This window comes from Pseudoduganella chitinolytica, assembly GCF_029028125.1.
GTDB lineage: Bacteria > Pseudomonadota > Gammaproteobacteria > Burkholderiales > Burkholderiaceae_D > Rugamonas > Rugamonas chitinolytica.
This window is the reverse complement of sequence record NZ_CP119083.1, coordinates 553,601-578,540: the sequence shown is the minus strand read 5'-3', so window position 1 is coordinate 578,540 and position 24,940 is coordinate 553,601. Positions and strand designations below refer to the sequence as shown.

17 protein-coding genes and 1 riboswitch are annotated in these 24,940 nt (G+C 67.2%); of the genes, 4 read left to right on the top strand and 13 right to left on the bottom strand.

Features of this window, described 5'->3' with window-relative positions:
• Positions 1–72: 72 nt before the first annotated feature.
• A complete protein-coding gene (locus PX653_RS02590) occupies positions 73–414 on the bottom strand; it encodes a ferritin family protein (protein ID WP_277416387.1) in 342 nt (113 codons plus the stop codon).
• 120 nt (positions 415–534) lie between these two features.
• A riboswitch (TPP riboswitch) is annotated at positions 535–633 on the top strand.
• Positions 634–686: 53 nt separating this feature from the next.
• On the opposite strand from PX653_RS02590, the gene PX653_RS02585 reads away from it, so the two are divergent.
• Positions 687–2,780 (top strand): TonB-dependent siderophore receptor, encoded by a 2,094-nt coding sequence (locus tag PX653_RS02585; protein WP_277416386.1) that lies wholly within the window; start codon positions 687–689, stop codon positions 2,778–2,780.
• A gap of 24 nt (positions 2,781–2,804) precedes the next feature.
• Here PX653_RS02585 and PX653_RS02580 read toward each other — a convergent pair whose 3' ends face one another.
• Positions 2,805–3,314 carry an AAA family ATPase gene (locus PX653_RS02580; RefSeq protein WP_277416385.1) on the bottom strand — a complete coding sequence of 170 codons (510 nt, stop codon included), beginning with the start codon at positions 3,312–3,314 and terminating at the stop codon, positions 2,805–2,807.
• On the bottom strand, positions 3,311–3,934 hold the full coding sequence (pnuC, locus tag PX653_RS02575) for a nicotinamide riboside transporter PnuC (protein WP_277416384.1): 624 nt from the start codon (positions 3,932–3,934) through the stop codon (positions 3,311–3,313). Before pnuC ends, PX653_RS02580 begins: the two co-directional genes overlap by 4 nt.
• A gap of 112 nt (positions 3,935–4,046) precedes the next feature.
• Here pnuC and PX653_RS02570 point away from each other — a divergent pair, with 112 nt between their 5' ends.
• Positions 4,047–4,520 (top strand): DUF1810 domain-containing protein, encoded by a 474-nt coding sequence (locus PX653_RS02570; RefSeq protein ID WP_277416383.1) that lies wholly within the window; start codon positions 4,047–4,049, stop codon positions 4,518–4,520.
• Positions 4,521–4,548: 28 nt separating this feature from the next.
• On the opposite strand, the gene PX653_RS02565 is transcribed toward PX653_RS02570, so the two are convergent.
• From PX653_RS02565 to PX653_RS02540, 6 genes are all read right to left on the bottom strand, one after another.
• Positions 4,549–6,102: a sensor histidine kinase gene (locus PX653_RS02565; RefSeq protein ID WP_277416382.1), complete on the bottom strand. Its 1,554-nt coding sequence runs from the start codon at positions 6,100–6,102 to the stop codon at positions 4,549–4,551.
• Positions 6,103–6,207: 105 nt separating this feature from the next.
• Positions 6,208–8,322 (bottom strand): S46 family peptidase, encoded by a 2,115-nt coding sequence (locus PX653_RS02560; RefSeq protein ID WP_277416381.1) that lies wholly within the window; start codon positions 8,320–8,322, stop codon positions 6,208–6,210.
• Positions 8,323–8,889: 567 nt separating this feature from the next.
• Complete coding sequence (locus PX653_RS02555; protein ID WP_277416380.1) at positions 8,890–10,275, bottom strand: efflux transporter outer membrane subunit; 1,386 nt, start codon at positions 10,273–10,275, stop codon at positions 8,890–8,892.
• Positions 10,272–13,505, bottom strand: a complete 3,234-nt coding sequence (locus tag PX653_RS02550) for an efflux RND transporter permease subunit (protein WP_277416379.1) — start codon at positions 13,503–13,505, stop codon at positions 10,272–10,274. Before PX653_RS02550 ends, PX653_RS02555 begins: the two co-directional genes overlap by 4 nt.
• Positions 13,502–16,588: an efflux RND transporter permease subunit gene (locus tag PX653_RS02545; protein ID WP_277416378.1), complete on the bottom strand. Its 3,087-nt coding sequence runs from the start codon at positions 16,586–16,588 to the stop codon at positions 13,502–13,504. The genes PX653_RS02550 and PX653_RS02545 overlap by 4 nt, the downstream gene beginning before the upstream one ends.
• A complete protein-coding gene (locus PX653_RS02540) occupies positions 16,585–18,096 on the bottom strand; it encodes an efflux RND transporter periplasmic adaptor subunit (protein ID WP_277416377.1) in 1,512 nt (503 codons plus the stop codon). Before PX653_RS02540 ends, PX653_RS02545 begins: the two co-directional genes overlap by 4 nt.
• Positions 18,097–18,529: 433 nt before the next feature.
• On the opposite strand from PX653_RS02540, the gene glf reads away from it, so the two are divergent.
• Entirely contained in the window at positions 18,530–19,684 is a 1,155-nt protein-coding gene (gene glf / locus PX653_RS02535) for a UDP-galactopyranose mutase (protein WP_277416376.1), read from the top strand.
• On the opposite strand, the gene PX653_RS02530 is transcribed toward glf, so the two are convergent.
• Positions 19,668–20,849, bottom strand: a complete 1,182-nt coding sequence (locus tag PX653_RS02530; RefSeq protein ID WP_371876405.1) for a sensor histidine kinase — start codon at positions 20,847–20,849, stop codon at positions 19,668–19,670. The two genes, glf and PX653_RS02530, sit on opposite strands and share 17 nt — an antisense overlap.
• A 340-nt stretch (positions 20,850–21,189) precedes the next feature.
• Here PX653_RS02530 and PX653_RS02525 point away from each other — a divergent pair, with 340 nt between their 5' ends.
• On the top strand, positions 21,190–21,399 hold the full coding sequence (locus tag PX653_RS02525) for a cold-shock protein (RefSeq protein WP_277416374.1): 210 nt from the start codon (positions 21,190–21,192) through the stop codon (positions 21,397–21,399).
• Positions 21,400–21,533: 134 nt separating this feature from the next.
• Here PX653_RS02525 and PX653_RS02520 read toward each other — a convergent pair whose 3' ends face one another.
• The 3 genes from PX653_RS02520 to PX653_RS02510 all read right to left on the bottom strand — a co-directional run bounded on the left by PX653_RS02520 (position 21,534) and on the right by PX653_RS02510 (position 24,858).
• Positions 21,534–22,613 (bottom strand): S41 family peptidase, encoded by a 1,080-nt coding sequence (locus PX653_RS02520; RefSeq protein WP_277416373.1) that lies wholly within the window; start codon positions 22,611–22,613, stop codon positions 21,534–21,536.
• Between the two features lie 167 nt (positions 22,614–22,780).
• Positions 22,781–23,527 (bottom strand): LytR/AlgR family response regulator transcription factor, encoded by a 747-nt coding sequence (locus PX653_RS02515; protein WP_277416372.1) that lies wholly within the window; start codon positions 23,525–23,527, stop codon positions 22,781–22,783.
• Positions 23,527–24,858, bottom strand: coding sequence for a sensor histidine kinase (locus PX653_RS02510; protein ID WP_277416371.1), 1,332 nt, complete (start codon positions 24,856–24,858; stop codon positions 23,527–23,529). Before PX653_RS02510 ends, PX653_RS02515 begins: the two co-directional genes overlap by 1 nt.
• Positions 24,859–24,940: the final 82 nt, after the last annotated feature.

Below are 24,940 nucleotides of genomic sequence, written 5' to 3'. Positions count from 1 at the left end.
GTTATTCGTGTGCTCGCACTTGCTTGCTGCACGCCGGACATTTCCGGCGATCAATCTGCCGCTTGATTTACGCTACTCGACATCCTCGCCGTAGCGGTACTGCGCGGCAATGGGCCCGGCCTTGAACAGCGCGTCGCGCAGCGCCTTGTCCAGCCTGGCGTCGCGCCGGCGGGCCCACTCCAGCAGCATCGCGACCTGCTTGCGGGCCGCGTCGCGCTGGCTGGACAGCACCAGCTTCAGCTCCGGGTCGGTGCATGCCTCGGCACGCTGGTTCAGCATGTCCAGCTCGCCCAGCTTGTCGATCAACGCGCAAAGGCCCCGGTGCATGTCCAGCACCTGGGCATTCAGGTTGTCGCGCGCCTCCACGACGTGTTGCTGCGCGGCGTGTCCCTGCGCGATGTGTTCCTCCTTCATGGCGCTCTCCATTCGGTTGGTTCGGATACGCGCATTGTCGGCCCTCTGGATACTTTCCTCAAGTGTAACGGCACGACTGGAAGCATGGCGCACGAATTTGCAACCGGATATGTTAAGCTTCGCCCTCGCTGGGGGTCCTGGAACCGATGTTCCGGGTGAGAGATACCCTTCGTACCTGATCTGGATAATGCCAGCGAAGGAAAGCGCAAAGTCGTGTTCACCCCTCCTCTTTGAGTGCTCCGTTCGTTGGCCGACCAACCGAAGAGCACACAATGTACAAGACCAAGATCGCTTTATCCGCTGCCGCGCTGGGCATCGCGCAGGCATTTCCCGCCGCTGCACTGGCGCAAACCGACGCGCCCGTCACCGAAGTCGTCATCACCGGCGCCCGCGCCGATGCGGCCCACGCCTCCGTGGCCGGCTTTGCGGACACGCCGCTGCTGCAGACGCCGGCCTCCGTCGGCGTCATCACGCGCGAGCAGATGCAGGCGCTGAACATCCGTTCCACCACCGACGCCGCACGCTACGACGCGTCCATCGGCGACGCCTACAACGCCGTCGGCTACGCCGAGCAGTTTTCCATCCGCGGCTTCAAGCTCGACAACGCGCGCAGCTACCGCAAGGACGGCCTGGCCATTTCCGGCGACACCCAGATCCCGCTGGAAAACAAGGAAAGCATCGAGGTGCTGAAGGGCTTGGCGGGCCTGCAGGCCGGCGTCGCCGCGCCGGGCGGCATCGTCAACTACGTGACCAAGCGCCCCACCGCCGAGACCTTGCGCTCGGCCCTCGTCGAGGTCAGCGAACGGGGCACCGTGCTGGGCACGCTGGACCTGGGCGGCCGCCTGGCCGACCGCCGTTTCGGCTACCGCATCAACGTGGCGACCGAACGCCTGCGCTCGTACATCGAGGGCGCCGACGGCCACCGCAACTTCATCTCGGGCGCCTTCGACTGGCGGATCACGCCGCAGGCGCTGCTGCAGATCGACGCGGATTACCAGAACAAGGCGCAGGTCTCGGCGCCCGGCTTCCAGCTGATCGACAACCGTACGCTGCCCGGCGTCGCGGCCGACACGATGCTGAACAACCAGCCGTGGAGCTTCCCCGTCAAGACCGAGACCAGCAACGTGGGCGTACGCTTCCAGTACGAGTTCACGCCTGAATGGCGCGCCGTTCTCAGCGCCAACCGGCACGACTTCAAGCGCGACGACTACACGGCGTTCCCGCTCGGCTGCGGTCCCGACCTGGGCGTGGGCTTCTGCGCCAGCGGCGACTACGACGTGTACGACTACCGCAGCCTGGGCGAAAAGAAGAAGCCGTTGGCCGCGCAGGCCATGCTGCAGGGCCGCTTCGCCACCGGCGCGCTGCGCCATGAGCTGACCGCGGGGCTGTCGTACTTCCAGAACAAGGAGAGCTGGGGCGATTACCTGTACGCCTATGCCGGCACCAGCAACATCCACCGACCCGTGATCGTGGCTCCGGCCGAGGGCAGCAGCGGCCCCGTGTCGGAACGCCGCGTCGACCGCGAAAGCTCGCTGTTCGCGCAGGACATCGTCGGCCTGACCGAACAGCTCAAGCTGCATGCGGGTGCGCGCTACACCAAGGTTCGTCGCAGCGAGGTGGGTCTCGACGCGCAAACGGACGCCGGCTTCTGGCTGCCCAACGTGGCGCTGGTGTTCAGCCCGCGCGACAACGTCTCCGGCTACGTGTCGTATGCGCAGGGCCTGGAGCATGGCGGCATCGCCCCGATCGGCACCACGTTCCCCAATCGCGCACTGGAACCGGGCAAGTCGAAGCAGGTCGAGCTGGGCGTGAAGGCGCAGGTGCGTGGCATCAACCTGGCCGCCGCGCTGTTCCAGATCGAGAAGGGCCTGGAATACACCGACGCGAGCAACACCTACGTCCGCAATGGCGAAGCGCGCCACCGCGGACTGGAAATGAGCGCGTCGGGCAAGCCCACGCGCGACCTGGCCGTGGGCGCGTCGCTGGCCGCCCTGCATACCGAGCAGCAAGGCACCGGCCAGGGCTACGACGGCAAGCGCGTGACCAACGTGCCGGCGTTCCGCTCCACCGTCTTCGCCGAGTATGCCCTGCCGCGGGTCGCGGGCCTGAAGGTGAACGGCGACTGGCAGTTCGTCGGCAAGAAGGCCTTCGACGAGGAGAACACGGTGATGGTGCCGAAGTACCACGTCCTCAACCTGGGTGCGTCGTATGCGACCAAGGTGGCCGGCATGCCATTGGTGCTGCGCGCGCAAGTGCGCAACGCGCTGGACAAGTTCTACTGGCGCGACGTCACGCCGGACCTGGGCGGCTACCTGTTCCCGGGCGCCGAACGGACTTATCGCCTGTCGGCCCAGCTGGACTTCTGATCGCGGGATGCGGGGCCGGCTGGTTCAGCGGCCCAGCACCTGTTCCACCTGCCGCAGCCGCTCTTCCAGCGGCCCGTGGATGCGAACGAACGGAATCGCACGTGCGGCCAGTTCCTCGGCCAGGATTGCATTCACGGCCGCGCTCTGGTCTTCCGGCTCGCGCACCAGTCCTTCCGGCACCCACGGAATGTCCGGCGCACACAGCAGCGTGACGTCGTAGCGGCGGCTGGCCGCCAGCGCGGCGAGGCCCGTGTCGACCCGGCCGAAGTAGTGCAGGCTGTAGACGAGCGTCATCAGCGGCGTGGTATCGCAGAACAGGAAGCGCCCGGCGCGGGTGGCCGCAAGGTCCTCGCGTGCCAGCTGCGTCTGGGCGATGGGCAGCTGGTCCTCTTCGGCCGGCACGCGCTCGCGCGTCTCGACGAACTCGCGCAGGTATTCCGGCACCCAGACCGACCCGTAGCGTGCCGCCAGTGCCTGCGCCAGCGTGGTCTTGCCGGACGACGCGCTGCCGACGATCGCCACCCGCAGCGTCACTTCAGCACCATCGTGGCACTGGCCTGCCCATGCTGACCCATCGAGCGGCGCCACGCGCGCAGGCCGATCGCCGCCATGACGACGAACATGGCATACAGCACGGCCGTCAGCAGCAGGCCCTTGTGCAGGTACAGCCCCACGTACAGCACGTCGACGGCAATCCAGACGTGCCAGTTCTCCAGCCGCTTGCGCGACAGCAGCACCTGGCCCACCAGGCTGCCGGCCGTCAGGAACCCGTCCGCGTAGGGCACGTCGGTATCGGTAAAGGACCGCAGGAACCAGGCCAGCACGGCGAACGCGCCCAGCCAGGCCAGCGCCGCGACCGCCCTGCCCCGCGCCGTCAGCTGCGTGACCGGCAGGCGCTCGTGCGTATCGTCGCCATGCAGCCACTGGTACCAGCCCCACACGGAGACGGTGATGAAGACCAGCTGCAGGCCCATGTCGCCATACAGCTTGGCATCGAAGAACACGCCGCCGTACAGCCCCGAGGACAGGATCGCGAACAGCCAGGCCCAGTGGTTCTGGCGGATGTTGAGCCAGACGGTGACGACGGACAGCACGAAGGAGAGCAGCTCCAGCGGCGTGGTGGCAAGGCCGAAAAGGGACAGGGTTTCGTTCATGGGGGCGCTCGTGAGGACGCAGGATTATGCCACGGCGGCAGCGGCGACGGCAGCGTGGCGCCGCCTCCGCAAGGAATTGGCTAGACTGTTGCCCCTTGACGAGGAGGTAGCGATGGACTTCGACCTTGACCGCTTTATTTCCGCCCAGGCGAACGTGTACGGCCAGGTGCTGCGCGAACTGTGCGACGGCCGCAAGACCAGCCACTGGATGTGGTTTGTCTTTCCCCAGCTGCGCGGACTGGGCCAGTCCGAGACGAGCCGGTTCTATGGCATCGAATCGCTGGCCGAGGCACGCGCCTACCTGAACGACGTGGTGCTGGGCGACCGCCTGTGCGAGTGCACGGAACTCGTCAACGGCCATGCGGGCCAGCCCATCGAGAAGATTCTCGGCTCCGTGGATGCGCTGAAGTTCCGCTCCTCGATGACGCTGTTTTCCCGCGCCACCCATGACAACGCACTGTTCAAGCGCGCACTCGACCTGTTCTTCGGCGGGCGGCCGGACGAGACGACGCTGGAGCTGCTGCAAATGCAGGTTGGGGGAAGACCCATGGTGCCAGGCACCTCTCTCAGGGCGGCAACGCCCTGACAGAGGTGCCTGGCACCGGTACGCCGATTCAGGCGTCCAGCACCGGCAGCGTCACCGTGAACACGCAGCCGCAACCCAGGCCGGCGCTTTGCACCGCCACCGTCCCGCCATGCATCGTCACGATGTGGCGCACCAGCGCCAGGCCGATGCCCAGGCCGCCCTGGGCCCGGTCCGGCGAACGCTCGGCCTGCGTGAACAGGTCGAACACGTGCGGCAGCAGCTCCGCATCGATGCCGATGCCGTTGTCCCTGACGTCGATCGATACCGTCCTCGCCGCCTGTGTCAACGCCAGCGTGATGGCGCCCCCGCGCGAGGTGTACTTGGCGGCGTTGTTGAGCAGGTTGACCAGGACCTGTACCAGGCGGTGACGGTCGCCCAGCACCCAGGCACCTGCCGCGTCGCCCGTCACGGCCAGCGCATGGGCGCGTGCCTCGATCGTCGGCCTGGCCTGTTCCACCGCGCCCGCGACCACGTCGGCCATGGCGACCCGTTCGTTGTCCAGCTGGATCAGGCCGCGCGTGACGCGCGCCACGTCGAGCAGGTCGTCCACCAGCGACGTCATGTGGCGCACCTGGCGGCCGATCACTTCGCTGGTGCGGCGCACGGCGGCCGGGTCGGCCGCACCGGAACGCAGCATGTCGGCCGCCGCCGAGATCGGCGCCAGCGGATTGCGCAGCTCGTGCGCCAACATCGCCAGGAATTCGTCCTTGCGGCGGTCCTGCTCCTGCAGCTCGGCCTGCGCCAGCACCGTGTCGTGGATGTCCGTGTTGGCGCCGATCCATTCGCGCACGCCGCCGCCCGCATCGACGATGGGCAGGCCCTTGACGGCCGTCCAGCGATAGGTGCCGTCGGCGCGCCGCAGGCGGTAGCGCGTCTCGAACACGGCGCGTTGCGCCACGCACGCCTGCCACAATGCCGCCGTCGGTGCGCGATCGTCCGGATGCAAGGCATCCAGCCAGCCGGATTCCTTCCATTCTTCGTAGGTCTGGCCGGTGAAGGCGCGCCAGGACGGCGAGTCCTCCAGCACCCGCCCGTCCGGCGTATTGGTCCAGACAATCTGCGACGTGGCCATCACGAGCGAGCGGAAACGCTCCTCGCGCACGCGCAGCGCCGTCTCCGCGGCGACCCGCTCGGTAATGTCCTCGTGCATCAGCATCACCTCGACGATGTTGCCGGCACTGTCCTGTAGCGGATGCGCGCGCGCCGTCACCCAGCGCGCGGGGCCCGTGCCGCCCAGCGCCGCCACGTCATAGCGGACGGCCGGAATCGCGACCGATTCGCCCGCGAACGCGCGCCGCAGGTAAGGCGTGATGCCGCCCGCGACCAGTTGCGGGTCCGTCAGCACGTTGTAGTCGGCGCTGAACACGTGCGCCATCAGCGCGCTGCCGGCCCGGATCTGCCACAGTTCTTCCCAGGCGTGGTTGACCCGCAGCGTGCGGCCGTCGGCGGCCAGGATCTGGATGCTGACGGGCGCCTGCTCGAACAAGGCGCCGAAGCGGTTTTCCAGGCTGGCGTGGGGCGAAGGTTGGGCGGGGAACTCGGAAGACATGGACGGCGTGGGCTGATCGAAGCCGGCTATCATGGCACAGTTCCTGGCGTCACGGGCGAAATCCGTGGTGCGCCCCCGGGACAGGGACGAAAAAATACCGCCGTCCTTGCGGGCGGCGGTTTCGTCCGGGAGATCGGCTTACTTCTTCGGATAGCGGATCGTCATTTCCCGCAGCAGGTTGTCGGCGTGGTCGACTTCCTTCATCACCCACAGCATGTAGCGGGCATCCAGGTGGATCGCACGGGTGATGTCGCGGTCGAAGTACCAGTCCTTCGTGATCGACTCGTAGGTCGAATCGAAGTTCAGGCCGACCAGTTCGCCGCGCTTGTTGACGATGGCGGAACCCGAGTTGCCGCCCGTCGTGTCCGCGCTGGACAGGAAGTTGACGGGCACGGTGCCCAGCACCGGGTCCTTGAACTGGCCATAGCGCTTCGCCCTGACAGCCTCCAGCAGCTTGGCCGGCGCGTTGAACGGGTCCTTGCCGGTGTGCTTCTCGACGATGCCTTCCACGGTCGTGAACGGGCCTTTCGAGATGCCGTCACGGGGGGAGTACGGCGCCACGGTGCCGTAGGTCACGCGCAGCGTGGAGTTGGCGTCCGGGTAGACCGGCTTGCCCTGCGACTTCTTCCACGCGATGACGGCGCTCATGTACTGCGGGATCACCTTTTCCAGGTTGCCTTCGACTTCCTTGGCGCGGTTCTCCAGGGCGCGGTCCATCTCGTTCAGCTTCAGGGCCAGGCGGACGAACGCGTCGTCGGATTTCGCCAGCGCGGCGGCATCCTGCTCGAGCAGCGCCAGGCGCGTGGCCGTGTCGCCCAGCTTCGTGTTGGCGTACAGCGCCGGCACGTCGGCCACCGCCGGCAGCAGCGCGTCCAGGCCTTGCGGGCGCTTGGCCAGCTTCGTGTAGCGCTGCAGGCCGGCGACGAAGCGGGCCTGGTCGACGCTGCCCACGTAGGACTGCTCCAGGCGCGTCAGGCGGGCCTTGATGAACGTCAGGTCGCGGTCCTGGTAGCCCGCTTCGCGCTCGGCGTTCGGCTTCTGGCGTTCCTGGGCCAGGCGCACCAGCGTGCGCGCGCTTTTCAGCAAGTCGCTGTTGGTGGCCACGTTCCAGGCGAATTGCTCCTGCTCGAACGCCATGTCGGCCGCGATCGCCGCATCCAGCTCGGCCAGCATCGCGCCGGACACGCCCTGCTGCTTGCCGTACCAGGCGCGGAACTCGGCATCCTGCACGTCCTTGATGGCGGCGATGTCCTTGCGCGCGAAGCCGTCCAGCAGGCCCTGCGTCTTCTTCATGCGGTTGTTGATCGACTTGACGACGGAGGCGTAGCGCACCTCGTCGTTGGGCTTTGCCTTCGTCGCAGCGGCGATGGTGTCCAGGTCGGCCTGGTACTCCGCCACCTGGGCCGGATAGCTGGTCTTCTGCGCATGGCGGATTTCCGACGGCAGCTTGTAGCGGCTGGTGCGGCCCGGGTAGCCGGCCAGGAGGATCGGATCGCCCGCCTTCAGGCCTTCGGCCGAGACGACGAGGAAGTCCTTCGACTTGTACGGCACGTTGTCCGGCGACGGCTCGGCGGGACGGCCGTCCTTGCCCACGTAGGCGCGCAGGAACGAGTAGTCACCCGTGTGGCGCGGCCATTCGTAGTTGTCGATGTCGCCGCCGTAGTTGCCGATCATGTCGGACGGCGCGTACACCAGGCGCACGTCGCGGATCATCATCTGGCGGATGCGGTAGTACTCCAGGCCGCGGTGGAACGCCGGCACGGCGCAGCGGTACATCTTGTCGGTCTCGCACTCGGCGATCAGGTCCTTGATGCGGCGCTCGATCTTTTCATGGCGCTCGCGGCCGCCGACGTTCTCCAGGCCCTGCAGCACCCTGGCGCTGACGTTTTCCACCTTGTCGGTGACGTACACCAGCGTGTTCGGCCCGCCCGGCAGCTCCTCGGCGCGCGTCTTGGCCAGGAAGCCGTCGACGATGTAGTTCTTCGCGGCGGTGGAGTTGCGCTGGATGGCGCCATAGGCGCAGTGGTGGTTGGTGACGACCAGGCCGTCGGGCGACACGAATGACGCGGAGCAGCCGCCCAGCGAGACGATGGCGCTCATCGGGTGTTTCGACAGGTCGGCGATGCGTTCGGCCGGAATCTCGATGCCGATGCGCTTCAATTCCGCCTTCAGTTGCGGCATCTGGTGTGGCTGCCACTGGCCTTCGTCCGCCGCGGTGGTACCGCAGGCGGCCAGCAGCGCAGCTGGCAGCATGAGTTTTTTGAACGACAAGATGGGTCCCCTGAATGTTAAGGCCCCGGCAGTATAAGCGAACCGAGGCGAGGATTGGCCAACCGCGATAGCGGAGAACCGGCCAGCTGGGATCCGGATCCCGGGAACCGGGAAGTGGGCAATCAGCGGCAGCTTCGATTCCCGAAATCGGGGACAGCCTCCGGGAAATTGGGAAATTGGGGACAGCCTCCGATTTCTGGAAATTGGCGAAATTGGGGACAGCCTCCTATTTACGGCATGCGAAATTGGAAATTGGAGGCTGTCCCCAATTCTGCTGCAATTCTGGCGCGAGCTACTCCGCCGCGTGCCAGCCGCCGCCCAGCGCCTGGATCAGCGCCACGGCGGGACCGAAATTGGGGACAGCCTCCGATTTCCGCTATGAGAAATTGCGAAATTGGGGACAGCCTCCTATTTATGGCATGCGAAATTGGAAATTGTGGAAATTGGGGTAGCCTCCGATTTACGGCATGCGAAATTGGAGGCTGTCCCCAATTCTGCTGCGGCATGCGAAATTGGAGGCTGTCCCCAATTCTGCAATTCTGGCGCGGGCTATTGCGCAGCGTGCCAGCCGCCGCCCAGCGCCTGGATCAGCGCCACCGCGGTGGTCTGCCGGTCGGCCTGCACCTGTACCAGCGCGCGCCGGGCGGAGAGCGCCGTGACCTGGGCGTTGACGACTTCCGTGTAGTTGACCTGGCCGGCACGGTAGCGGTTGATCATCTGCTGCTCGACCTGGTCCGCCGCCTCGGAGGCCGCGCGGCGCAGCTCCTGCTGCTGCGCCAGCGCGCGCGTGGCGGCCAGTTGGTCCTCGACGTCCGCGAACGCGTTCAGCACGGTCTGGCGATACTGGGCGATGGCGACGTCGCGCGCGGCGCGGGTCTGTTCGACGCGGGCCGAGATGGCGCCCGCATCGAAGATGGCCTGGGCGGCCGAAACGCCCAGCGACCACAGGTTGTTGGACGCATTGAACAGCCCCGCCGTCTGGCTGGCGCCATAGCCGTACGAGGCGGACAGGCTGAGCGACGGGAAGTAGGCGGCGCGGGCGATGCCGATCTGCTCGTTGGCGATGGCGACGCGCCGTTCGGCCGCGGCGATGTCCGGCCGGCGCTGCAGCAGCGCGGACGGTACGCCCACCGGCACGTCGGGCACCGCCAGCGTCCACGGCGCCGCGGGGAGCGAGAACTCGGCCGGCGCCTGGCCCAGCAGGATGGCGATCGCGTGCTCGTACAGCGCGCGCTGGCGCACCAGCGAGAGTTGTTCCGCCTGCGTATTGGCCAGCTGGGTCTGCGCCTGCAGCAGGTCGGAGCGGGCCGTGACGCCCGCATTGAAGCGGTTCTGCGTGATCTGCAGCACGCGCTGGTAGCCCTCCACCGTCGTGTTCAGCAGCGCCAGTTGCGCATCCGTCTGGCGCAGGCCGATGTAGTTGGCGACCAGCTCGCCCTGCGCCGACAGGCGCGCCGACGCCAGTTCCGCCGCGCTGGCCTGGGCGCTGGCCTGCGCGCCCGTGACGCCCGCACCCAGCCGGCCCCAGATGTCCGGCTCCCAACTGCCGCCGATATTGACGCGGTAGTTGTTGGCCGCCCGGCTCTCGCCGCCGCCCGAGCGGGTGCCGGAAGCACCCAGGCTGACGACGGGGAACAGCGCCGCGCGCTGCTCGGCCACCACGGCGCGCGCCTGCGCGTAGGAGGCGACGGCCGCGGCGACGTTCTGGTTGTTGACGTCGATACGCTGCGCCAGTTCGTCCAGGGTGGCGTCGCCGAACAGCGTCCACCATGGCCCGCGCTCCAGCGCGTCGGCCGGCGCCGCGGGCACCCAGCCTTCGGCTTCCTTGAACTGGGCCGGATTGGCGGCAGCAGGCGTTTCGTACTTCGGGCCGACGGCGCACCCGGTCAGGGCGACGCAGCACGCAACAACGATGAGGCGGAAATGGGTCTTCATGGATTCACGGGCGAGGCGGCATGGCCGTCCTGCGGACGGGCCAGCGCGTGTTCGTCGGGGCTGCGCCGGCGCAGCCGGTCGAGCAGGATGTAGACGACTGGCGTCGTCAGGAGCGTCAGCAGCTGGCTGGCGACCAGGCCGCCGATGATGGCGATACCCAGCGGCTGGCGCAGCTCGGAGCCTTCGCCGAAGCCGATCGCCAGCGGCAGCGCGCCCAGCGCGGCGGCCAGCGTCGTCATCAGGATAGGACGGAAGCGCAGCAGGCAGGCCTCCCGCACGGCGGCCACCGCGCTCAAGCCGCGCGCCCGTTCCGCCTCCAGCGCGAAGTCGATGATCAGGATGGCGTTCTTCTTCACGATGCCGATCAGGAGGAACACGCCGATCAGCGCAATGATCGAGAACTCCATGCGGAACAGCAGCAGCGCCAGCACGGCGCCCACGCCCGCCGACGGCAAGGTCGACAGCACGGTGACGGGATGCACCAGGCTTTCGTACAGGATGCCCAGCACGATGTAGATGACGACGATGGCGGCCAGGATCAGCAGGGGCTGCTGCCGGTTCGATTCCTCCGCCTGCTTGGCCTGGCCCTGGAAGCTGCCGCGCACGTTGTTCGGCATGCCGATGTCGGTCTCCGCCTGCTGCACGGCTTCCTGCGCGTCGCCCAGCGTGTAGCCCTCGGCCAGGTTGAACGAGATCGTCGTCGCCAGTTCGCCATCCTGGTGGTTGACGGACGTGGGGGTCGCGCTTTCCGCGAAGCCGGCGATGGCCGTCAGGGGCACCATCTGCGTGGCGGCCGTGCTCAGGGCCGCGCCCGTGGACGTGTCGCGCTGGCCTTGCGCATTGTTGGCCGTGCTGTTGGTGTTGGTAGACGTCGTCGTGCCGGTAGCCTTGGACGGCACGTACACGTCCTTCAGCGCTTCCGGGCTTTGCGCGTACTCCGGCGCCACCTCCATGACGACCTTGTACTGGTTCAGCTCATCGTAGATCGTCGCCACCTGGCGCTGGCCGAACGCGTTGTACAGCGCATTGTCGACGTCCCGGACGGACATGCCGAGGCGCGCCGCGGTCTCCTTGTCGATGGTGACGAAGGTCTCGACGCCGTTGTCCTGCTGGTCCGTGTCGATGTCCGTCAGCGCGCCCTGGCCTTTCATGGCGTCGGCCAGCCTGGTGGCCCAGGCCTGCAGGTCGGCGCGGTTGTCGCTCTTCAAGGTGTACTGGTAGGTGGAGTTGGACGAGCGCCCGCCCATGCGCAGGTCCTGCACGGGATTCAAGAACAGCGAGACGCCAGTGACCTTCGCCAGCTGCGGGCGCAGCCGGGCAATGACGGCCTGGCCGGATTCGCTGCGCTCGGACGCGGGCTTCAGGTTGACGAACATGAAGCCGCCGCCCGCGCGCGAGCCGCCCGTGAAACCGACGACGGTCGCCACGGCCGGGTCCTTGCGAATGATGTCCACCAGTTGGCGCAGCTTGCCCTGCATGGCCTGGAACGAGATGCTCTGGTCGGCGCGCAGGCCACCGTTCAGCTGCCCGGTGTCCTGCTGCGGGAAGAAGCCCTTCGGCGCGGCGGCAAACAGGTAGACGTTCAGGCCGATGACGAACACGAGGATCAGCATGACCAGCCAGACGCTGTGCAACGCCCAGTCCAGCGCATGCTCGTAGACCCGCTGCAGCCACAGGAACGCGCGCTCGAACGCGCGGGACAGGCGGCCCGGCGGCTTGCGTTCATGCTCCGCCTTCAGCAGCCACGCGCACATCATGGGGGTCGTCGTCAGCGAAATCAGCAGCGAGATCAGCACCGCTCCCGACAGGGTGACGGCAAACTCGCGGAACAGCCGGCCTACCTGGCCGCCCATGAACAGCAGCGGAATGAACACGGCCACCAGCGACAGGCTGATGGACAGCACCGTGAAGCCCACCTCGCGCGCGCCCAGCAGCGCCGCCTTGAAGCGGTCCATGCCGGCCTCCACGTGGCGCGCCGTGTTCTCCAGCACGACGATGGCGTCGTCGACGACAAAGCCGGTCGCCACCGTCAGCGCCATCAGCGACAGGTTGTTCAGCGAAAAACCCAGCAGGTACATGACGCCGAAGGTGCCCAGCAGGGACACGATCGTGGCGATGGCCGGGATCACCGTGGCCCGCACGTTGCGCAGGAAGGCGCTGACCACCAGCACCACCAGCACGATGGAGATCACCAGCGTCAGCTCGATCTCGCGCAGCGACGAGCGGATCGAGTTGGTGCTGTCCGACGCCACCGCCAGGCGGATGTCCTGCGGCAGCTGTTCCTGCAGTTGCGGCAGCAGCGCGCGCACGCTGTCCACCGTCTCGATGACGTTGGCGTCCGGCTGGCGCCGCAGCAGCACGATGACGGCCGGGTCGCCGTTGTACAGGCCCAGCGTGTTCTTGTTCTCGGCGCCGTCCTCCACCGTCGCCACGTCGCGCAGCCGGATCGCCGCGCCGCCGCGCCAGGCCACGACCAGCTCGCGGTAGTCGGCGGCCGCGGGACGTCCCGCCTGCGCGCCCGGCCCGGTGGCGGGCGCGGAGTAGATCTGCAGGCGCCGGTCGTCGCTTTCCAGCGCGCCCTTGGGGCGGTTGGCATTGGTGGCCTGGATGGCCGCCCGCACGTCCTCCATCGACACGCCGTAGCGGTTCAGCGCATACGGCAGCAGCTCGACGCGCACGGCCGGCAGCGAGCCGCCGCCGATCTCCACGTCGCCCACGCCCTTCACCTGCGCCAGCTTCTGCTGCACGATGTTCGACACCGCCTCGTAGACCTGGCCGGGCGTGCGCGTGGGCGACGTCAGCGCCAGGATGATGACGGGCGCATCCGACGGATTGGCCTTGCGGTAGGTCGGGTTGCTGCGCAAGGTGGACGGCAGGTCGGCGCGCGACGCGTTGATCGCCGCCTGCACCTCGCGCGCGGCCGAATCGATCTTGCGATTCAGGTCGAACTGCAGGTTGATCCGCGTCGAGCCGCTGGAGGAGCTGGACGTCATCTCGTTGACGCCGGCGATCACGCCCAGGCGCCGCTCCAGCGGCGTGGCGACGCTGCTGGCCATCGTGTCCGGGCTGGCGCCCGGCAGGCTGGCCGAGACGGAAATGGCGGGGAAATCGACCTGCGGCAGCGGCGACACGGGCAGCACGAAGAATGCGCCGATGCCGGCCAGCGCCAGCCCGACGGTCAGCAGCACGGTGGCGATGGGGCGCCGCACGAACGGTTCGGACAGGTTCACGCCACCACTCCATCCTGCGCGCGGCGGCCGAAGCGCCGGCCCAGCCGGTCGAACGCCAGGTAGATCACGGGCGTCGTGTACAGGGTCAGCACCTGGCTGACGATCAGGCCACCGAAGATGGCCAGGCCCAGCGGCCGGCGCAACTCGGCGCCCTCGCCCCAGCCCAGCATCAGCGGCACGGCCGCGAACAGCGCCGCCAGGGTCGTCATCAGGATCGGGCGGAAGCGCAGCAGCGCGGCCTGGTGGATCGCCGCGTGCGGCGCGCGGCCTTCCTCGCGCTCGGCCTCGATGGCGAAGTCGATCATCATGATGGCGTTCTTCTTGACGATGCCGATCAGCAGGATGATGCCGATGATGCCGATCACGCCCAGGTCCTGGCCCGTGATCATCAGCGCCAGCAGCGCGCCCACGCCGGCCGAGGGCAAGGTCGACAGGATCGTCAGCGGGTGGACGTAGCTCTCGTACAGCACGCCCAGCACGATGTAGACGCAGACCACGGCGGCCAGGATCAGCCAGAGCTGGTTGGTCAGCGAGGCCTGGTAGGCACCGGCGGCGCCGAGGAACGTCAAGGTGACGGCGCCGGGCAGCTTGATCTCCTCGGCGGCGGCGCGGATCTCGTCGACGGCCCGGCCCAGCGAGACGCCGGGCGCCGTGTCGAAGCCCAGCGTGGTGGCCGGGTATTGCGCCACGTGCGTGATCTGCAGCGGCGCCGGCTTCTCGACGATCGTCGCCACGGCGGACAGCGGCGTCGGCTTGCCGCTGCCCGTGCGGATCTGCAGGTCGCCCAGCGCTTCCGGCGTGCCCAGGCTGCTCGGTGCCGCTTCCAGGATCACGCGGTACTGGTTGGTCTCGGTGAAGATGGTGGAGACGATGCGCTGGCCGAACGCGCTGTACAACGCGTCGTCGATGGCGGCCGCCGTGACGGACAGTCGTGACGCCGTATCGCGGTCGATATTGACGTAGGCTGCCGCCCCGGTGGCGCCGGCGTCCGATGTGACGTTGCGCAGCTGCGCCTTGCGCGCCATCGCCGCCGTCAGCTTGCCGGCCCATTCGGTGACGGTGGCCGTATCGGCGCCTTCCAGCGACACGCGGTACTGGGTCGGCCCCGTCTCCGCATCGATGGTCAGGTCCTGGGTGGGCTGCAGGTAGATCGTCACGCCCGCCACGCCGGCCACGCGGCGGCGCAGGCGCTCCATCGTCTCGGCCTGGTCACCGCGGTCGCGCTTCAGGTTGATCAGCATGCGGCCCGTGTGCAGCATCGTGTTGTTGGCCGCATCCACGCCGGCGAAGGAACTGACCGATTCCACCTCGGGGTCGCCCAGGATCGCCTCGACCGCCTGCAACTGCAGGTCGGCCATGCGGCTGTACGACACGGCCTGCGCCGTTTCGATGCGCGCTTGCAGTTGCCCCGTGTCCTGGGTGGGGAACAGCCCCTTGGGGATCAGGAGGTACAACAGCACCGTCAGCAGCAGCGTGCCCAGCGCCACCAGCAAGGTCAGGCCCTGGCGCGCCAGCACCCACTGCAGCGAGCGGTCGTAATGGCCGACCACGTTGTCGAAGAAGCGCTGTACGCGCGCGCCGAAGCTGTTCGGATCGTCGTTCTTGTGGCTGGTCAGCCAGCGCCCGGCCATCATCGGCACCAGCGTCAGCGAGACCACGGCCGAGATCAGGATCGTGATCGACAGGGTGATGGCGAACTCGCGGAACAGGCGGCCCACGACGTCGCCCATGAACAGCAGCGGGATCAGCACGGCGATCAGCGACACCGTCAGCGAGATGATCGTGAAGCCGATCTGCTTGGCGCCCTTCAGCGCGGCGGCCATCGGCGTTTCGCCTTCCTCGATGTAGCGGGCGATGTTCTCGATCATGACGATGGCATCGTCCACGACGAAGCCGGTGGCGATCGTCAGCGCCATCAGCGACAGGTTGTTCAGGCTGTAGCCCAGCAGGTACATCACGCCGCACGTGCCGATCAGCGAGATCGGCACGGCCAGGCTGGCGATCACGGTGGCGCGCACGCTGTGCAGGAACAGGAAGATGACGAGGACCACCAGCACGACGGCCAGCAACAGCTCGATCTCGACGTGCTCGACGGAGGCGCGGATGCCGGTGGTGCGGTCGCTCAGCACGTCCAGCCGCATCGCCGTCGGCAGGCCCGCCTGCAGTTCGGGCAACCGTGCCTTGATCGCATCGACGGTGGCGATGACGTTGGCGCCCGGCTGGCGCTGCACGTTCAGGATGATGGCCGGCTTCAGGTTGGCCCAGGCGCCCAGGCGCACGTTCTCGGCGCTGTCGACGACGCGGGCCACCTCGGCCAGCCGCACGGGCGCGCCGTTGCGGTAGGCCACGATCAGGTTCTTGTAGTCGCTGGCGGTGAGCAGCTGGTCGTTGGCATTGATCGTGTACGAACGGGTCGGTCCGTCGAACGAGCCCTTGGCGCTGTTGGCGTTGGCGTTCGAGATCGCCGTGCGCAACGTGTCGAGGCCCAGGCCCTGGCTGGCCAGCGCCAGCGTGTCGGCCTGGATGCGCACGGCCGGGCGCTGGCCGCCGGACAAGGTGACGAGCCCCACGCCCGTGACCTGGCTGATCTTCAGCGCCAGCCGCGTATTGACGATGTTCTGCACTTCCGTCAGCGGCATCGTGTCGGACGTGATGGCCAGGGTCAGCACGGGTGCGTCGGCCGGATTGACCTTGGCGTAGACGGGCGGCGCCGGCAGGTCGGTCGGCAGCAGCGAGCCGCCTGCGTTGATGGCCGCCTGCACTTCCTGCTCGGCCACGTCGAGCGTCTGGCCGAGGCCGAACTGCAAGGTGATGATGGAGACGCCGGCCGCGCTGGTGGAGCTCATGCGCTGCAGGCCGGACATCTGGCCGAACTGGCGCTCCAGCGGCGCCGTCACCGTCTGGCCCATCACTTCCGGACTGGCGCCCGGATACAGGGTCTGCACCTGGATCGTGGGGAAGTCGACCTGCGGCAAGGCCGACAGCGGCAGGAACCGGAAGCCCACCAGGCCGGCCAGCACGATGGCCAGCATCAGGAGCGCCGTCGCGACGGGACGGCGGATGAACGGTGCCGATGGACTCATCGTGGATTGCCCTGCGGCTGCGGCGAGGTACCCACGCCCTTCGCGGTGCTGGTGCCGTCGGCGGCGCTGCCCTGGCCGCTGCGGCCGCCCTCTTCGGGCATCGAGCGCTCGCGCGTGGCGGCCTTGTCGTCGGTGCGGTGCGGGCGCATGTTGGCCGCGTCGCGCGCCACCGATCCCGGCGCCACGTCCGGCGTGCCGGCCGGCGCGGTGGCGGCACGCTCGCGCTGGCCGGTGCCGCCCTTGCCGTCGCCACGGCGAGCGCCATTCGGCTTGTCGCCCGGCAGCGTGACCTTGGCGCCATCCTTCAGGCGGTCGGCGCCTTCCGTGATGACCTGTTCGCCTGCCTTCAGGCCGGTCACGATCTGCACCTTCTCCACGGTGGCCTGGCCGCGCTTGACTGGCCGCAGCGACACGGTGCGGTCGCCGTTCAAGACGTAGACATAGTCGCCCGTGCTGCCGTGCCGCAGCGCCGTCACGGGCACCATGACGGCGTCGCGGATCCTGCGCATCTCCAGGCGCACGTTGACGAACTGCATGGGGAACAGCGTCATCTTGCTGTTGTCGAAGCGCGCCTTGGCCATCACGGTGCCGGTCTGCGTGTCGACCTGGTTGTCCAGCGCGGAGAAGCGGCCCTCGTCCAGCACTTCGGTACGGGTACGGTCGTACGCCACGGCCGGCAGCACCGCGCCCGTGTTGGCGCGGCTCATGATGGCCGGTACGCTGTCCTGCGGGATCGCGAACTCCACGTCGATGGGCGACTGCTGCGTGATGACGGCAATGCCGGTGGCGTCGCCCGAGTTGACGAGATTGCCCACGTCGACGACGCGCAGGCCCACGCGGCCCGTGATCGGTGCCACCACCTTCGTGTAGCCCAGGTTCAGGCGCGCCGTGCCCTCGGCGGCGCGGTCCGTCATGACGGTGCCTTGCAACTGCTTGACGAGGGCCGCCTGCGTATCGACCTCCTGGCGCGCGATCGAGTCCTGCGCCAGCAGCGTGCGATAGCGCTCCAGCGTCAGGCGGGCGTTTTCCAGCTGCGCCTCGTCGCGCTGGCGCTGGCCGGTCGCCTGCAACAGCGCCATCTCGAACTGGCGCGGGTCGATCTGCGCCAGTACCTGGCCGGCCTTGACCAGCTGCCCTTCCTTGAACAGCACTTTCTGCAGGATGCCGGACACCTGCGGCCGCACGGTGGTGGTCGCGGCGGCTGTGACCGTGCCCAGCGCGTCCAGCGTGACGGGCAGGTCGGCCAGAGCCGCCGTGGCGACGCCGACCGTGGTGGCCGGACCGCCGCGCCGCCCGCCTGGGCCGCCGGGTCCGCCCGGGCCAGCACCACCCGGACCGCCCGGACCGGCCATGGCGCCGGTGCCTTGGGCAGGCGGACGGTGCGTCAGGTGCCAGGCCAGCCAGCCGAGGCCGGTCATCGCCAGCACGGCGATGATGGTGCCGATGAGGCGGGCGCGACGGCTGCGGCGGGGTGGTGCGGGAGGGTTCGAGGGCGCTGCTGGCGTCATCGTGGAAGTCCTTGCTTTTGCTGTGATCGATGCGGTATGCGGATGGTCGAAACGACTCTATCACAGCAGATTCGGCGCTTCCCGCGCCTTTGCTTACATTTACAGCTTGGAAACAGTACGTTACCGGAAGATCGGCGCCGATGGCAGCGGCCGGTGCCTGTGGCGACGCGGCATGCGGGTCGCGGCCCCGCCGCGGCGGCTGTCAACGTACGTTACAAAGTGGCTACAAAAATCCCGCGCACGATTGGGGGGCGTGGACGGGTCCGGCGTTATCGGATTAATCACGGAATCGGTTTTTTCTTGTGGTCTACAGTGCAACGCTTTTTTGCCGATGGTGCTATTCTGATCACGTCCTGCTGCCCAGTTGACCTATGTTCCATCGTGGGGAGCGCCCTATCAATCCGTTCCACAAAACTACAAAAGAGCAAGCGAGATGAACAAGCAAATAGCAATTATCGGAGCCGGGTTCTCGGGCGCGGTTATCGCGCACCAGCTCGCCAAAGCAGGCTACCAGGTCGAAGTGTTCGAATCGCGTTCCCACGTCGCCGGCAATTGTCATTCCCAGCGCGACGAGGAAACGAACGTGATGGTGCACGTTTACGGCCCGCATATTTTCCACACCGATAACGAACGCGTGTGGCAATTCATCAATGGCTTCGGCGAATTCAAGCCATTCACCAACCGCGTCAAGGCCATCACGAACAACCGCGTGTTCACCTTGCCGATCAATCTCCTGACGATCAACCAGTTCTTCGGCAAGACCTTCCGTCCCGCCGAGGCGCAGCAGTTCCTCGCGTCGCTGGGCGACAAGACGATTGAAAATCCCGTCACGTTCGAAGACCAGGCGCTGCGTTTCGTCGGCCGCGAGCTGTACGAGGCGTTCTTCAAGACCTACACCGTCAAGCAATGGGGCATGCAGCCCAGCGAGCTGCCGGCCAGCATCCTGAAGCGGCTGCCGGTGCGTTTCAATTACGATGACAATTACTTCAGCCACAAATACCAGGGCATGCCGGCCAACGGCTATACGGAGATCGTCGAGAAAATGCTGGCGGGCGACGGCATTACCGTGCACCTGAATACGGCATTCGATCCGGCCATGAAAGGCGATTACGCCCACGTGTTCTACAGCGGCCCGATCGACAAGTGGTTCGGCCACCAGGAAGGCCACCTGCCATACCGCACGCTCGACTTCGAAGTGCTGCGCGAACAGGGCGACTACCAGGGCAATGCCGTGATCAACTACTGCGACAATTCGCAGCGCTACACCCGCATCACGGAGCACAAGCACTTCTCGCCGTGGGAACAGCATGAAGGCACGGTCTGCTATTTCGAGTACAGCCGCCAGTGCGAACAGGACGATACGCCGTATTACCCGATCCGCATGGCGCGCGACAAGCTGCAGCTGGAAAAGTACCTGAACATCGCCCAGAACGAAACCAACGTGACGTTCGTGGGCCGGCTCGGCACCTACCGCTACCTGGACATGGACGTGACCATCGACGAGGCGCTGAAGGCCGCCGACAAGTTCCTCGAGTGCGCCAGCAGCAAGACGCCGATGCCGGCGTTCGTCGTCAATCCGCTGGGCTGATCCCGGCTGGCGCCATCGCGGCGCCCTCCCCTGGCCTTGCCCCCGACCCCGGCCGGGGCGCCAGGAACGTGCCCGGCTGGCGCGGCAGCGTGACGGTAAACGTGGTGCCTTCCTGGGCATTCGACACCACGTCGATGTGCCCGCCATGCGCCTGTACGATCTGGCGCGCAATGAACAATCCCAATCCCAGGCTAGTACGTTCGACCAGTGTGTCGGGGGTATCGTTGGCCATCCTGACCATCGGGTCGAACAGCGCGGGAATCCGGTCCGCCGGCACGACGGGGCCGTGATTGTTCACGGCGATCGTGGCGTTGCTGTCGTCGGCGACCATGCTGACCGTTACCGGGGCGCCCGGCGTGCCGTACTGGATCGCGTTGCCGACCAGGTTGGACAATACCTGCGCGATCCGCCCTTCGTCGAAGATCGCGTCCAGGTGCTCCGGCGCCGTCATGGCAACCATCTGTTCCGGGTGACAGGTGCGCAGCTCGTCGACCACGGTGCGGCAGACGCGCGCCAGGTTGGCCTGGCGCACCTTGACGGGAATGCCCGGGCCCAGGTGGGTGCGCGTGAAATCGATCAGGTCGGCGATCAGCCGGTTCATGCGCTGGCTGCTGTTGAAGATGCGGTTGGCCGCCAGGATGTACTTCGGCGGGATGTCGACGGCCTGCATGATGAAGCTCGAACCGGTGACGACCGTGCCCAGCGGATTGCGCAGGTCATGGCCCAGGATCGCCAGGAACATGTTCTGCGACTGTTTCACCATCTGCTCGTAGCGCGCCACCGATTCGGCCAGGGCCTGGTCGACGGCCTCGTTGAAACGGGTCACGTCCGGCAGGTCGGTGGCGCCGCCGGCCCGGACCGCCGACCAGGACGTCAGCACGCTGGTCCGCAGCGCGCGGTATTCGGGCACCAGTTGCACGACCGTATAGCCCGACAGCAGGCGCGCTTCCGCATGCGTCTCGGCGGCGGTGTCGCGATGACCGCGCGCGCCCCGGCCCATGGATTTCTCCGACTGCTGCAACGGCGTCTGCGGTGTCTTGAGGTCCCTGGCGAACGCATGCAGCATCTGCCGCGCATGGTCGCGCAGCGCTTCGTCGTCCATCGTCAGCGCGGGAGGCTCGATGGTGCGGGCGAAATCCTCCCATGCCTGCAGGATCGGCTCCATATTCTCTTCGATAAAATCCGCCAGGCGTATCGGTCCGTGTTCAAGCATTGTGGCCTTTTCGTGGGACCGTTCAGCAAAACTCGCGTCGAGGGATGCACGCAGCATACGCCTGCGCCAGGCCGATCCCGCTCGGGCGCTGGCGAAATAAATAAATTAATCGTTAGGTGAACGGCCGATACCCGTGTATATTGAGTGCTGCACTTCAAGCGAAGTACGTAATTGTTGGCCTCTCTCCCGTCTTGCCCCTGCGGTAATTCCTGTCTGATCCCTCGGTTTGTATGGTTTGTCTGACGTGCGCTTTCGGGCACTGCCCATCATTTATATTTATCGAGGATTTCACATGACAGTTCAAACCGGCACCGTAAAATGGTTCAACGATTCCAAAGGCTTCGGCTTCATCACCCCTGACGGCGGTGGCGCCGACCTGTTCGCCCACTTCCAGGACGTACAGACGGAAGGCTTCAAGAGCCTGTCGGAAAACCAGCGCGTCTCGTTCGAGCGCAGCACGGGCCCGAAGGGCGAAAAAGCCAGCAATATCCGCCCGGTCTAAACGACCCGCCGGAACATCGAAGCCCGCCTCGAGCGGGCTTTTTTACGTCTGCGTTCCTGAGCAGCAGCGCGGTCGGCTGCATCGCGCGTCCGGCAAGCTCGCATGTCTGCGGTGTTGCCGCCTGATGCCTGGCGTCACCGTCCCGCGGCGGCCAGCGCAGCGCTTCCCTGCAGCCGGCGTTGCAGCAGGTCCCTGGCCACGTCGAGCGCGTTGTCCGGCTTTGCCGCGACATCCGGGGTGACGCCCGTGCCTTCCCAATTGCCATTGGTGATCGGACTGATGGTGCGCGCGTCCGGTATCACGGCATAGAAATGCTCGGCCAGGCGATAAGGGCGCGCCGGGTGGGCGCCGCCCCAGGTGCGCTCGCCGATCACCGTGGCACGTTTCAGTGCCTGCATCGTGTAGGCAAAGTCCTCGCCCGCGGACATCGTGCCGGGGCCGGCCAGGATGACGATCGGTTTCTTGCCGCCATAGCGTTTGCCAGCAAGGTTTTCTTGCGTCCACTGCTGCCTGCTGATCCCGGTATTGCGATCCCAGATGTCGTTGAGGCGGGTACGCCCGTCGACGAAATAGCTGATCAGCAAGGCCACCGTTTCCGGCCCGCCGCCGCCGTTGTCGCGCAGGTCCACGATCAGGCCTTCGGTGTCGGCCAGCTTCTCCATCGCCGCGGCGTACGGGCTGGCCATCAGGAAGTGGGGCGGGAACTGGGAGGTGCGCAGGTAGCCGATGTTCGCGCCCAGGCGATCCACGTCTTCCACGCCGAGGTCCGATACACGGACAAACAGGCGCAAGGGAAGCGGGGCCGACCGTTCCCATTCCGCCAGCGACTGGGGTGGTGGGCCGACCTCATCGTCCGGCGGCACCTGGCCGGGCTCGAATCCCACGCTGAGGTGGCGGTCATGGAGCGTCCCTTCGAGGTCGTCCGTGAGCTGCGTGGCCAGTTGCTCGCCGTCCGTGATCCCATCGTACTTGCCTTCGCGCTGACGCTGGCGCAGGACCGCTTCGACCTGTCTGGCCTTGTCGGGAAAAACATAATGCGCGTTCAGCTTCGCCACCAGCGCATCGATCGCCTGCGCGCGCATCGCGCCGTCGATCACCACCTTCGGCCGGGGCCAGTAGCGATCCGCCAGATGCCTCCCCATCGGCGTGGCGGCCAAGGCCCCGATCACGACCAGCAACAGCAACAACGGTATGACGATCCATTTCTTCTTCATTTTCTTCTCTCATGGTGGTTGATGACCTATGTCGTGCCGATCGAACGCGCGTGCGCGACCAGCGGCCTTGCCGGAGTTGATCCGGCGGCTTCCTCGATTGCTGCAAAACTGGCGACTGCCCCGGGTGGGGATACAACCGGCATCGCTGTGCCGGGGTCGCGGCGCGCCTACATCTGGCGGAACTGCCGGGTAAAGGCTTCGCTGACGGCCAGGCGCTCGGCGCGGCCCTTCAGGATGACCACCAGGCCGCTGCCCCCGCCGGCCTGCTCGCGTTCGATCCGGTCGATGGCTTGCAGGTTGACGATGGCGCTGCGGTGGATTTGCGTGAACTGCTGCGGGTCCAGTTGCTCCAGCAGGGTCTTGAGGGGCAAGCGGATCAGTGCATCGCCCTGCTCCGTCACGACCCGGGTGTACTTCTCGCTGGCGGCGAAGTACAGTACTTCGCTGACCATCACCAGCCGCACCATGGTGCCGCTCGAAGCCTTGATCCACTTCAGGTAGACGGGCGCACGCTCCCGCTCGAACAGCTTGTCCCACACGGCCGGCGGCGGGCTGGCGGCAGCGCGCGACTTGAGGCGGCGGATCGCCTGCAGCAGGCGCGCGGTCGTCGGCGGCTTGACCAGGTAGTCGCAGGCGCCGGCATCGAATGCGGCCAGCGCATGGTCGGCGTACGCCGTGACGAACACCACCTGGCAGGCGTCGGGGATATGGCGCGCCACCTCGAGGCCGTTCAGGCCAGGCATCTGGATGTCCAGGAACACGATGTCCGGCTGCACCGCGTCAATGCACGCCACCGCGTCGATCCCGTTCTCGGCATGGCCGGCAATCTCCAGCTCCGGCCACAGCGCACGCAACTGGTCCGTCAGCTCGGCCCGCAGCAGCGGCTCGTCTTCGACGATCACGGCGGTCGGCATCAGGCGCCCTTTCCTGCCACGGGTACCGTCAGCACGGCTCGTACGCCACTTGCTTCGGCGGGCTCCACCACCAGGCCGGCCGTCCGCCCGTACAGCAGCAGCAGGCGTTCCGCGATATTGGCCAGGCCCGTGCCCTGCCCCGCCTGTTCGGTCAAGCCGACGCCATCGTCAACCACGGACACGCTCAGCACCTGCCCGTCCCTGGTGCACTCACGACTTGCGCCGATCGTGATCAGGCCCGGACGGCTGGCCCGCTCCAACCCATGCTTGACGGCGTTCTCCACCAGCGAGATCAGCATCGCGGGCGGGAACGGCAGGCTGCGCAAGTCCTCGTCCACGGCGACTTCGAAGCGCAGGCGCTCGCCCATGCGGATGCGCATCACCGCCAGGTAGTCGCTGACCAGGTCCAGTTCGCGCCCCAGGGTCGAGGAGACCGAGCGCATGTCCGGCAGCGCGTTCTGCAGGTAGCCGACCAGGTGATCGAGCATGTCCTGCGCGCCCTGTTGATCGGTGCGGATCAGGTACTTCAGGTTGGCCAGGGTATTGAACAGGAAGTGCGGCTCGACCTGGGCCTGCAGGGCCGACAGGCGGGCCTGCAGCGAGGTGCGTTCCAGTTCGCGTTCGCGCCGTGCCGCTTCCAGCGCGGCCGCATGGCGCTCCAGCTGCTGGCGCAGCTGCGCGTACACCGTCTCCGCGGCGTGCAGCGCCTGGCCCTGCTGGATCGCGAACCAGGTCACGCCCGGGCGGCAGCGCAGCTCGATCTGGCAGCTGGGACCCGGTTCGGTCGATAGCCGCACCTCGACATGGCGCCCCAGCGCCAGCGGACGCCAGCGACCCAGCACGATCCGGCCCTTGAACGGGTCGTGGCGAAACGCCGCCGGTCCGGCGTAGCCCAGCGCCGTGCCCAGCGCCAGTCCCGACAAGGCCTCAGTGCACAGGTCGAACGTCGTGTAGGCATTGAACGGCGCATGGAGGCGGCGCGTCACCGTGGCAGCCATTGCCTCGGCGCTCAGCGCCTTGCCCTGCTCGCCCAGCCGGGCCAGGTAGCCGCGGGCGACCCCGCCGGACATCAGCGCAAGCCAGGCCATCAGCGCCAGCACGCCGCCGCCGACCATGTACGGGTTCAGCTTGTGCGCACCGGTTTCGCCCGGCGCGCCCGTGCCAATGCCCAGCCCGAGCGGCAGCAGCGCGATCGCCAGCGACAGGAACAGCAGCGAGCCGGCGTTGAAGCGCAGCGCCGACTGCAGCAGGTAGCGGCGCACCAGGCGGCGGTCATGTTCGACTTCCGGACCGGCAGGCACGCCCGTTGGCAGGAAAGCGGGAGAAGGCATGGGATTCCTCGGGTTGGACTTGCCCTGCCATTCTAGCCGCGCGCGTGCCCGGGTTCTCGCCCATGCGACGAATGCCCTTCAA